At 62.8% G+C, this 10,013-nt stretch carries 10 protein-coding genes; 5 read left to right on the top strand and 5 right to left on the bottom strand.

Annotation, left to right across the window (positions count from 1 at the left end):
• Window positions 1–18: 18 nt before the first annotated feature.
• Together ACFPFW_RS08950 and ACFPFW_RS08955 are read right to left on the bottom strand one after the other, a co-directional pair.
• Window positions 19–1,005, bottom strand: a complete 987-nt coding sequence (locus ACFPFW_RS08950) for a tripartite tricarboxylate transporter substrate binding protein (protein WP_114957629.1) — start codon at window positions 1,003–1,005, stop codon at window positions 19–21.
• A 76-nt stretch (window positions 1,006–1,081) separates the two neighbouring features.
• Window positions 1,082–1,750, bottom strand: coding sequence for an FCD domain-containing protein (locus ACFPFW_RS08955; RefSeq protein WP_114957660.1), 669 nt, complete (start codon window positions 1,748–1,750; stop codon window positions 1,082–1,084).
• A gap of 180 nt (window positions 1,751–1,930) precedes the next feature.
• Between ACFPFW_RS08955 and ACFPFW_RS08960 the strand changes: the two genes are divergently transcribed.
• Together ACFPFW_RS08960 and ACFPFW_RS08965 are read left to right on the top strand one after the other, a co-directional pair.
• Window positions 1,931–3,301, top strand: a complete 1,371-nt coding sequence (locus ACFPFW_RS08960; RefSeq protein WP_114957630.1) for an MmgE/PrpD family protein — start codon at window positions 1,931–1,933, stop codon at window positions 3,299–3,301.
• A 5-nt stretch (window positions 3,302–3,306) separates the two neighbouring features.
• A complete protein-coding gene (locus tag ACFPFW_RS08965; RefSeq protein ID WP_379770355.1) occupies window positions 3,307–4,380 on the top strand; it encodes an isocitrate/isopropylmalate dehydrogenase family protein in 1,074 nt (357 codons plus the stop codon).
• Between the two features lie 55 nt (window positions 4,381–4,435).
• On the opposite strand, the gene hutX is transcribed toward ACFPFW_RS08965, so the two are convergent.
• From hutX to ACFPFW_RS08980, 3 genes are all read right to left on the bottom strand, one after another.
• The gene (gene hutX, locus ACFPFW_RS08970; protein WP_114957632.1) at window positions 4,436–4,942 is read right to left on the bottom strand and encodes a heme utilization cystosolic carrier protein HutX; all 507 of its coding nucleotides are present in this window, start codon (window positions 4,940–4,942) and stop codon (window positions 4,436–4,438) included.
• A 3-nt stretch (window positions 4,943–4,945) separates the two neighbouring features.
• A complete protein-coding gene (locus tag ACFPFW_RS08975) occupies window positions 4,946–5,287 on the bottom strand; it encodes an antibiotic biosynthesis monooxygenase family protein (protein ID WP_114957633.1) in 342 nt (113 codons plus the stop codon).
• Window positions 5,288–5,355: 68 nt separating this feature from the next.
• The gene (locus ACFPFW_RS08980; RefSeq protein WP_162799728.1) at window positions 5,356–7,590 is read right to left on the bottom strand and encodes a TonB-dependent hemoglobin/transferrin/lactoferrin family receptor; all 2,235 of its coding nucleotides are present in this window, start codon (window positions 7,588–7,590) and stop codon (window positions 5,356–5,358) included.
• A 213-nt stretch (window positions 7,591–7,803) separates the two neighbouring features.
• Here ACFPFW_RS08980 and hemP point away from each other — a divergent pair, with 213 nt between their 5' ends.
• Genes hemP through ACFPFW_RS08995 form a run of 3 tightly spaced genes read left to right on the top strand, consistent with a single transcriptional unit; the run spans window position 7,804 to window position 10,013 of the window.
• Window positions 7,804–8,004 (top strand): hemin uptake protein HemP, encoded by a 201-nt coding sequence (gene hemP, locus ACFPFW_RS08985; RefSeq protein ID WP_114957661.1) that lies wholly within the window; start codon window positions 7,804–7,806, stop codon window positions 8,002–8,004.
• A 38-nt stretch (window positions 8,005–8,042) separates the two neighbouring features.
• Complete coding sequence (locus tag ACFPFW_RS08990) at window positions 8,043–8,933, top strand: heme/hemin ABC transporter substrate-binding protein (protein ID WP_114957635.1); 891 nt, start codon at window positions 8,043–8,045, stop codon at window positions 8,931–8,933.
• 3 nt (window positions 8,934–8,936) lie between these two features.
• Window positions 8,937–10,013 (top strand): FecCD family ABC transporter permease, encoded by a 1,077-nt coding sequence (locus ACFPFW_RS08995; protein ID WP_114957636.1) that lies wholly within the window; start codon window positions 8,937–8,939, stop codon window positions 10,011–10,013.

The following is a 10,013-nucleotide window of genomic DNA, read 5'->3' on the forward strand; positions in this document are numbered from 1 at the left end:
GCGCTCGTCCTGTTTGCGTTACTTTTTCTTGACGACGCCGACTTCGGTCAGGAGCGTCTTCTGCTCCATCGCGAAGTGATCGACGAACTTTACGTAGTCGTCGTGCGCGATGAATGCCGGGACGAGGTTCGCCGCTTCGTAGTCAGCCTTGTACTTTGGATCGGCGAGCAGCTTCGGGATCGCCTGGTCCCAGGCTTTGGTGATCTCCGGCGGCAGGCCTTTCGGACCGGCGAGGCCGCGGAACTTACGGACCGCCAGATCGATGCCCGAATCCTTGGCGGTCGGCACGCCCGGCAGAAGGGCGAGAGGAGCCTCGGACAGAACCGCCAGCACGCGGACCTGCTTGCCCTCGAGTTGCGAGCGCAGTTCCTGGACTTCGCCGATGGCGATATCGAGCGTGCCGTTCAGCACGTTGATCATCGTCTCGCCACCGCCTTCGCTGGTGACGACCGCGGCATTGACGCCGGTGATCTTCTTCATCTGTTCGAGCGTGATGCGCTCGAGCGAGCCCGGGTTCGCGGCGCCCCAGGCGCTGCGGCCGGCCTTCGCCTTGTCGAGCACGTCCTTCAGCGTTTTGAAGGGAGCGTCGGCGCGCGTGTAGATGACTTCCGGGTCATAGAAGAAGTTCGCGAGTGGTTCGAGCGCGGTGTAGTTCGCGCTGAGCTCGGCCATGTGCGAGGTGTAGATGTAGGTCGGAGTCGTCGCGTAGAAGACGCTGCCGTCGGGCTTCTGCTTGGCCATATGCGCCATGGCCTTGGCACCCGAGCCGCCCGAGACGTTCTCGACGACGAAGTCGGCATCGATCACCTGCTTCAGATACTTCGTCATGTCACGCAGGAAGACGTCGCTGCCGCCGCCCGGGCTCGAATGGGTGACGAGCGTCACGACCTTGTGCGGATAGGCGATCTTGTCCTGGGCGAGAGCCGGCAGGGCGGCCGCACAGGCCAGTCCCAAAGTCGCGGCGAAAAGCGAGCGCGCGAGCGCGTTCGTGTGTTTGACCAACATTTTTTCCTCCCGTTTGTCGTTTTTATCGGGCCTATTCGGCCTCTTGTTCTTGTGGTCGGTTTTGTTTTTGTCGTGGTCAGTCAGTCTTCGCGGCGTATGCCTCCAGCACCCGCTCGCGGGCATTCATGACATGATTGAAATGCGCGTCCTGGGCGCGCTGCTCATCGCCGGCGGCGAGCGCATCGACCATTTCGGCATGCTCGCGGTTCGACTCGCCCATATGGTCGGCGCGGCCGAGATTCTTCATCCGGAACAGGTGAAGCTCCTTGACCAGACCTTGATAGGTCTGGGCCAGCCGGTCGTTGCGGGCGGCCGCAAGGATCGCTGCGTCTAGCGCGATGTTCGCCTGGTAATAGGCCTTCCCGTCGCCGCCGCGCTTGATGCATTCGTCCATCTCGTGGACGAGCCCGCGCAGGCGGATGACCTCTTCCTTGCGGATGCGCGTCGCGGCAAGCCGGCCGGCGAGGGCGAACAGTCCGGCGCGGACCTCATACGCCGCCATCGCCTCTGCGAGGCTGATCGGCCGGATGAAGACGCCACGGTTCGGGATGAATTCCAGCAGGCCGGCCTCGACGAGGGCGCGGAAGGCCTCGCGCACGGGACCACGGCTGACCTGGAATTTCTCGGCGAAATAGTTCTCGTTCAGGCGCTCTCCCATCGGAAGGTCGCCCTGCAGGATGATCCGCTCGATTTCCGCGCGGAGCGCCATTGGCAGGGAGCGCACGCCGAGGGGCTGCGCGGACATTCCGATACCGTCTGATGCGTCTGACAACATGCCCGGCAGCGTAGCCCTCCGTCAAAAATTGTCAACGATTGACAAAATGGCCGGGCATAGGGATTGAATGCAGGCCAATCAGGAGAGCTGGCGGCTCGTTCGAAAGCCGCATGCGAACTGTCGACAAACAGAAGACCGGGAGGAAAGACGATGGCCCAGCGAACCGACGTGACGCGAGCGCTTGCCGAATGGATCGTTGACTGCGACATCGCGAAAATCCCGGAGGCGGTGCAGCAGGAGGGCGTCCGCACCTTCGTCAACTGGCTCGGTTGCGCCGTCGGCGGCGCTCGTCATGAGACGGTCGATCGCGCACTCGATGCGCTGACCCAATTCTCCGGCGCGCCGACTTCGACGGTCATCGGCCGAGGCGAGCGGCTCGACGCGCTCCACACGGCGCTTATCAATGGCATCAGCTCGCACGTCCTCGATTACGACGACACGCATCTGAAGACGATCATCCACCCGGCTGGCCCGGTCGCTTCCGCTGCGCTTGCGGTCGCGGAACGCCATGGCATCTCCGGCCGTGAACTCCTCAACGCCATGATCGTGGGCGTCGAGGTCGAGTGTCGGATTGGTAATTCCGTTTATCCTGATCATTACGATCGCGGCTGGCATATCACCGGCACTGCGGGCGTGTTCGGCGCGGCGGCGGCCGTCGGCCGGCTTCTGAAGCTCGACGTCCAGAAGATGGTCTGGGCGCTCGGTCTCGCCGCGACGCAGTCGTCGAACCTGCGCGAGATGTTCGGCACGATGACGAAGAGCTTCCATCCGGGACGCGCGGCACAGAATGGCGCTGCATCAGCCTATCTCGCGGCAGCCGGCTACGACTCGTCCAATCAGGGCATCGAGGCGCCACGCGGCTTCGCCAATGTCCTGTCGACGAAACAGGACTACAACGAGATCCTCGGTGGCCTCGGCGAGACGTGGGAAGCGGCGCTCAACAGCTACAAGCCGTTTGCCTGCGGCATCGTCATTCATCCGACGATCGACGGCTGCATCCAGCTCCGCAACGAGACCGGCGTTGGTGCCAACGAGGTCGAGGCGATCGAGCTAAGAGCCCATCCGCTGGTGCTCGAACTGACCGGCAAGCGCGAGCCGAAGACCGGCCTCGAATCCAAGTTCAGCGTTTTCCATTCCGCCGCCTGCGCGCTCGTTCGCGGCGACGGCTCGCCGACGGCATTCACCGACGAGGCGGTCAACGACCCGACGCTCATAGCCCTCCGCCGCAAGGTCCATGTCACGACCGATCCGAACGTCCACGAGGCCTCGGTCGATATCGTGCTCAAGCTCAAGGACGGCCGGACGATCGAGAAGAAGATCGAACGTGCCATCGGCAGTCACGAGAAGCCGCTGTCGAACGCGCAGATCGAGGCGAAATTCCGCGGTCAGGCAGCTCCGGTCATCGGCGCCGAGCTTTGCGACAAGCTGCTCGCAACGGCCTGGAAACTGCCGAGCCTCGGCAAGGCCTCCGAAGTCACGGCCGCCAGCGTGCCAACTCCCGTTCAGCTTGCGACGGCGTGAGCGACATGGCGGATCTCAGCCTTGGAATTCTGAACGGCGACGATATCGGCCACGAGATCGTCCCCGCATCCGTCGAGGTCGTGAAGGCGGCAGCGGCAAAGACCGGTCTGGAGATAGACTGGGTGCCGATGCCGATCGGCAGGAAAGCCTTCGACGATCTCGGCCATACGATGCCGCCGGGTATGCTGGAGCGGCTGGGCGAACTCGACGGCTTCATCCTCGGGCCAATCGGTCATCGCGCCTATCCGAAGCATGCGAACGCGATCAATCCGCACCCGATCCTGCGCAAGCACTTCGACCTGTTCGCCAATGTCCGGCCGACGCGGTCCTATCCGGGCATCGATTGCCTCTATGACAATGTCGATCTCGTCATCGTCCGCGAGAACAACGAAGGCTTCCAGCCGGACCGTAATGTCGTCGCCGGCTCCGGCGAATTCCGTCCGACCGAGGACGTGACGATCTCTGTTCGCGTCATCACCCGCGCAGGCAGTTCAAAGGTCGCCCACGCCGCTTTACAACTCGCGCAGAACCGCCGGAAGAAGCTGACCGTGGTTCATAAGAATACGGTCTTCAAACTCGGCTGCGGCATGTTCGTCGAGGAATGCCACAAGGCGGCGAAGGACTATCCCGACGTCGAGGTCGACGAGGTCATCGTCGACACGTTCGCGATGATGCTGGTCCGCGACCCGCACCGCTTCGACACCGTCGTCACGACCAACATGTTCGGCGACATCCTGACGGACGAGGCGGCGGGCCTCGTCGGTGGCCTCGGCATGGCGCCGGGTCTCTGCATCGGCCGCGGCAATATCGCGATGGCGCAGGCGACGCATGGCTCCGCGCCCGACATCGCGGGCAGGGGGATCGCCAATCCCTATGCGATGATCGAATCGAGCCGCATGCTGGTCGACTGGCTCGGCCGCAAGCACGGCATCGACAGCGCCGTGCGCGCATCGAAGCTGATGTCGATCGGCATTGAGGCGGCCTTGGCCGATCCGAAAAGCAGGACGTCCGACATCAATGGCTCGGGCGGCACCGCGGACATGACCCGGGCGATCGTCGAACGCATCAACGCTGCCTGACATGAAAAAAGGCGGCGCCCGTCGGCGCCGCCTTCGACTCCTCAGTCCTGGACAATCACGCCCAGGTCTTCAGGGCCTCGAACTGGGCGACCTGATCGGCGAGGAGGTTCTTCTCCTCGTCGCGCCGCACGAACACCTTGAACATCGCGTCGCCGCTCTTGTTCATGAACTGCACAGAGCAGGAGCGGCGGCCGCCGGGCGCGCGGTCGAGGAGGACGATCTCGGCGCAATTCTCCGCCTTGATGTGACCGCCGATCGGACTGTCGCCATGGATGTTGAAATAGCCGTGGCCATGGGTGCCCGCGGGCAGGCTGCCGGTGATCTCGGCGACGACATCCTTGGTGTGGACGAGGAAGAGCACGTCGCCCCAGCTCGTCATCTCCGACCAGATGTCGTCGAAGCGCTCACCGGGAATGATCGTGGCTTCACCCTGCGGCAACTCCGCCAGGACGGCGCGAAGCGGCACGTTCTGGTCGCGGGCGATGAATTCGAGAATGCCGTTCGGCTTCTCGGCAAGCGCGGTGCGGATGCGCTCCTGGTCGGGGCTAACAGCGATGGTCACCTTTTACTCCGCCGCTACGGCGTGTTCCGCCGTGATGTGCTGGAACACCTCGAAACCCTCGAAATTCGGATGGCCGAGATAGGTCGGCTTGCGCTCGCTGGTGTTGGCGCGGGCATGCGAGGCGCGGAACTGGTCGGACTTCGTCCAGGCCTCGAATTCGGCCTTGGAGCGCCAGACCGTGTGCGAGGCATAGAGCACATGATCCTCGTGCTCCGGGCCGCGCAGCATGTGGAATTCGACGAAGCCGTCGAGCTCATGCAGGTTGCTCTGGCGCGACAGCCAGATGTCCTCGAAGTCCTTGGTGGACTCCTTGGCGACCTTGAAGCGGTTCATGGCGATGAACATTGGGATTTCCTCTGGTTAGCTGGGTAGCCCGGCGGCTCGACACCGCCGGGCGAATTTCCTGGCTGGTGTTAGAACTGGTACGTGGCGCTGACTTTGAAATTGCGGCCCGGTTCCGAATAGTAGTCCTTGTTCCGGGTCGTCGCAGCCAGGTCCAGCGTCTTGAAGTACGTCTCGTCGAAGATGTTGAAGACGCCTGCTCTCAGTGTCAGGCCGTCAAACACCTGAGGCTTCCACCAGACCGTAAAGTCGACGAGCTGATATGATGGCGTGGTCGACGTGACAGTTTCCACCTTGTCGACGCCTCGACCTGCCCCGATCGTCAGGATGACATCGCTACCCCACCGGTCGGTCTCATAACCCACGGCGGTCATCAGCCTGGCCGTCGGGATAGTGTTCAGGTGCTCATCATCGTCGATGTCTCGACCGACGTAGGCACCCAAATTACCCCAAGTATGCCAACCGGACACATGGCGGTAATGGCCTTCGATTTCCGCGCCGTAGATCTCGACATTGTCGCGATTGATGGTGTCGGTGACGCCTAGTGGATAGGTTGGAGTGGCTACCGGATCGCTTTGATCGATGAAGTTCTTGTAGCGGTTATAGAAGGCTGAGACCGCACCACCGAAATCCTGATCTCCGGCCTTGGCCCCGATCTCGAACCCGTTGCTGGTTTCAGGCTTCAGGTTTTCGTTGCCAAGGCGCAGGTAGGTGCCTGGGCCGCCGTAGTCGAGATAGAGTTCGTTTGCGGTGGGGGCACGGAAGCCTTGCGCCCACTGAGCGTAAAGCGTGATCTCGGGGTCGATGTCGTATTCGACACGCAGCTTGCCGGCCAGGTTTGAATCGCTGGAATCCGGGGGCAGAGTCCCATCGTAGTTCGGATTGCTTTCGAGCCCGGCGGTCTCTTGGGGCTTTTCCTGATACCAGTCGTAACGGAGCCCCGGCGTGACCCGGATGGCTCCGCCAGCCAGCACAATCTCGTCCTGAACGAACGCGCCGAACGTCGTGCCGTCGACATTGGGCATGTCGGCTTGGTTGGTGTGAAGGAATGAGCACGTTGCGAAGGGCGGATACGGAGGGGGCGGACAATTGTCCACGCCCGCAGAGTAGGACGATGCCTTGCTGCCGTAGAGCTCCCCACCGAAGCTGACGCGGTGCTCCGTTGTCGCCAGATCGAAAATCTTCAGCGCGCTGCCATTAATGCCGAAGATTTCCTGTTCGCGAGTGTTATCGCGGCGATAGGGCCCGTTAGGCGGTCCGGGAGTGATACGAATTGATCGAAAGTCGCTTTCGAGCTGCTGCCGCTGCCAGTAGATCACGGCCTCTGCCTGATCGATCGCGCCGCCGCCATCGTAACGGTAGTCCGCTGACACACGCTGACGCTTCGTCACGTCATTCGTGGTGACCGAGCCGAGTGCATAGGTTAACGGCGTTGTTGCTAGCCGATCGTCGATGTCTTCGTCGCGGTTGAAGAGCTCGCCCGTAAATCCGAAACGATGACCGCCGTCGACGTACTGGTGAAGTTTCACGAGCAGGTTTTCCTGATCGTAATCGGACGGATTTTTTTCCGTGCGGCTCGTTCCGTAGGCATCGATGTCGCCCTTGTTTTCGAGCTCGTGTCCGTTTCGATAGCCGCCCTGAACAAGCACAAAGGTGTTGTCGACGCGCGCCGCCGCGGCTTCGTCCACTCGCCAGCTGTCGTCCTTGCTGTCGAAGCCGCTCCGGGTGATCGAGCCCCAGTTCCGGCCATCCTTGATCAGATCCTCCGGATCGAGGGTTCGGAACGCGACGACGCCGCCGATGCCGCCGGAGCCGAAAATGCTCGAGTCAGATCCCTTGATGATATCGACGGCGGAGAGGGAGTCGAACTCGAAGGTGTTCACGCCGCCCTGGACGCCACGCGCTCCGTCCTCGAACCACGGAACGCGGATTCCATCGATCGTCGTGAGTACGCGCGTCCGATCAAGGCCGCGAACATTGAAGCTGCGTGAAGCCTCATTGTACGAAACACCCGGAGCCAGTCGGTCGATGTCCCGGATGTCGGTGACCTGCCGCTGTTCCATCTCTTCCTTAGTGACGCGCGTCGTAAGCACCGTCTCCTGCTCGGTCGCAAGAGCCGGCTTCTGCTCGCCGCCTTCGCCGCCCCCCGAACCGTTCGCTGTCCCCGTGCCCTGAACCACGATCGGCTCAAGCACGATGTTGCCGTCCGCATCGCGTTGCGGAGACTGCTGCGCGAGTGCCGCGCCTGCGCTGATCGAGATCAACAAGGCCGACGCCGCAGCGCCGGCGAAAACCGGGTTCTTCATACTCAACCCCCACCCCTGTTCCATTGAAGGAAACAGGCTGTGCTGGCTGGGTTCGGAGCGTTCCGGAGCCTGGCTTGCTTCGCCGTGCTGGAGCGCGGCGTCTTCACCGTCGCTCCCCTTCTTCAGTTGACGCTCCTATAGAAAACTGAGAAGACGTGTCAAATGGTTTTGCGGGTGGTCTGCAAAATAAAAAGTATTCTAATTCTAAAGAACATGATCGACGATAGTGAAGACACAGCTACTGTGTCGAACAATTCAAAACTAGACGCTATGAATGCATTGCAGGATGTGTTGGATCGCGTGATAGAGAGTCGTGACTTGTTCAATGGAGCAAATGAAATCGGAATTATGCATGAAGGTGCGTTGTATAGGCTTCGCGTTACTCGCGCCGGTAAGCTGATTCTCAATAAGTGACCGATCTCAGAAGGGGCGCTGCGGTGTCCGAGGCAAACATGACAATTCGAGAACTTACTTTCCTGCGCCCGCTCAGCCACTTGGCGATGCTGGGTGCGATCGCTCTTTCGCTTTCCGCGCCGGCCGTGGCCGCGGATGCGCAGCGGATCGTGTCCGTGGGGGGCGCGGCGACGGAGGTGCTCTATCGCCTGGGCGTGCAGGACCGCGTGGTCGGCGTCGACTCGACCAGCCTTTATCCGGCCGAGGCGCGGGACAAGCCGGACGTGGGCTACATCCGCTCGCTCTCGGCCGAGGGCATTCTCTCGCTCTCGCCTGACCTGATTATCCTGGAAGAGGCTTCCGGTCCGCCTGAGACGGTCGCGATCATCGACAAGGCCGGCCTGAAGGTGGCGCATGTGCCGTCCGGCTACGACCTCGGCGGCGTTCCCCAGAAGATCCGCGACATCGCCGCGGCCGTAGGCAAGTCCGAGGACGGCAACAAGCTCGCCGCCGAAGTCGATGCGGAACTCGTTGATCTCAAGAACCGCCTCGCGGGCGTGAAGACCAAAAAGCGGGTGCTGTTCATCCTGTCGCTGGTCGACGGCCGTCCGATGGCGGCCGGAACCCACACCGCCGCGAACGGCATCATCGAACTCGCCGGCGCCGAGAACGTCTTCGCCGACGTGAAGGGCTACAAGACCCTGTCTCCGGAGGCGGCCGCCGCGATGAAGCCCGACGCGATCCTGATGATCGACCGGAGCAGCGCGCCGCACGAAGGCGAGGGCCTGCTGTCGGTGCCGGCCTTCGCCGCGACGCCGGCTGCCGCCACGGGCTCGCTGTTCAAGATGGACGCGCTTTATCTCCTCGGGTTCGGCCCCCGCACCGGACAGGCGGCGCGCGAACTCGCAAGCAAGCTCTATCCCGATCTGAATCTGGCCGCGGCGAAGTAATCGATGAGCGTGACGACAATGGATCTTGCCGTCGAGGGCGACCGCTCACGGACGGCCGCCGCGGGATTACTGTGGCTGTCGATGGCCCTCGCAGCCGTTGCGGTGATTTCGCTCGGCGTCGGCCCGGCCGGCCTTTCGGTCGGCCGGGTTCTGAGTATCCTGATGGCCGGTCCGCATTCGACGGATCAGCCGATCGGCGAGGTGCTGATCGTCTGGCAGGTGCGCATGCCGCGCATCCTGATGGCGGCGCTCGTCGGCGCATCGCTGGCGGTCGCGGGCGCTGTCCTGCAGGGGCTGTTCCGGAACCCGCTGGCCGATCCCGGCCTGGTCGGCGTCTCGTCGGGCGCGGCGCTCGGCGCGGTGTCGACCATCGTTCTCGGCAATACGATTCTCGCGCCGATGCTCGCGATCTTCGGAGCCTATGGGCTGCCGTTGATGGCGTTCCTCGGCGGTCTTGCCTCGACGATCGTCCTCTATCTGATCGCCACCCGGCAGGGACGGACGTCGGTCGCGACCATGCTGCTCGCGGGCATCGCGCTCGGAGCGTTCGCCGCCGCTGGCACCGGCGTGCTGATCTACATCAGCAGCGAACAGCAGCTTCGCGACATCACCTTCTGGACGCTCGGCGGCCTCAGCGGTTCGTCATGGGCGAAGCTCGCGGTCAGCGGGCCGATCATGATGCTTGTGATCATCGCCGTCCCGGTTCTCGGCCGTGGTCTCAACGCGATCGTGCTGGGGGAGGCGGAGGCCTTCCATCTCGGTGTCTCCGTCCAGCGGATGAAACGGCTGGCGATCTTCCTGGTCGCGCTGGCCACGGGCGCCGCCGTCGCGACAAGCGGCGTCATCGGCTTTGTCGGCATCGTCGTGCCGCATCTGCTTCGGCTTGGAATGGGAGCAGATCATCGTCCGCTGCTGCCTGCCTGCGCGCTGCTCGGTGCGATCCTGCTGCTGCTGGCCGATATGGCGGCGCGGACGATCGTCTCCCCGGCGGAATTGCCGATCGGCATCATCACCGCTCTGCTCGGCGCGCCATTCTTCCTCTGGATGCTGCTCAAGCAGCGTAATCTGATCGACCTGTAG

The sequence above is a fragment of the Flaviflagellibacter deserti genome (assembly GCF_042652085.1).
Classification (GTDB): domain Bacteria; phylum Pseudomonadota; class Alphaproteobacteria; order Rhizobiales; family Methylopilaceae; genus Flaviflagellibacter; species Flaviflagellibacter deserti.

What these genes read in the sequence shown, in the direction of transcription:
- ACFPFW_RS08950 (WP_114957629.1), bottom strand. Translation starts at nt 1,005, where the DNA reads ATGTTGGTCAAACACACGAACGCGCTCGCGCGCTCGCTTTTCGCCGCG.
- ACFPFW_RS08955 (WP_114957660.1), bottom strand. Translation starts at nt 1,750, where the DNA reads ATGTCCGCGCAGCCCCTCGGCGTGCGCTCCCTGCCAATGGCGCTCCGC.
- ACFPFW_RS08960 (WP_114957630.1), top strand. Translation starts at nt 1,931, where the DNA reads ATGGCCCAGCGAACCGACGTGACGCGAGCGCTTGCCGAATGGATCGTT.
- ACFPFW_RS08965 (WP_379770355.1), top strand. Translation starts at nt 3,307, where the DNA reads ATGGCGGATCTCAGCCTTGGAATTCTGAACGGCGACGATATCGGCCAC.
- ACFPFW_RS08975 (WP_114957633.1), bottom strand. Translation starts at nt 5,287, where the DNA reads ATGTTCATCGCCATGAACCGCTTCAAGGTCGCCAAGGAGTCCACCAAG.
- ACFPFW_RS08980 (WP_162799728.1), bottom strand. Translation starts at nt 7,590, where the DNA reads ATGAAGAACCCGGTTTTCGCCGGCGCTGCGGCGTCGGCCTTGTTGATC.
- hemP (WP_114957661.1), top strand. Translation starts at nt 7,804, where the DNA reads ATGATCGACGATAGTGAAGACACAGCTACTGTGTCGAACAATTCAAAA.
- ACFPFW_RS08990 (WP_114957635.1), top strand. Translation starts at nt 8,043, where the DNA reads ATGACAATTCGAGAACTTACTTTCCTGCGCCCGCTCAGCCACTTGGCG.
- ACFPFW_RS08995 (WP_114957636.1), top strand. Translation starts at nt 8,937, where the DNA reads ATGAGCGTGACGACAATGGATCTTGCCGTCGAGGGCGACCGCTCACGG.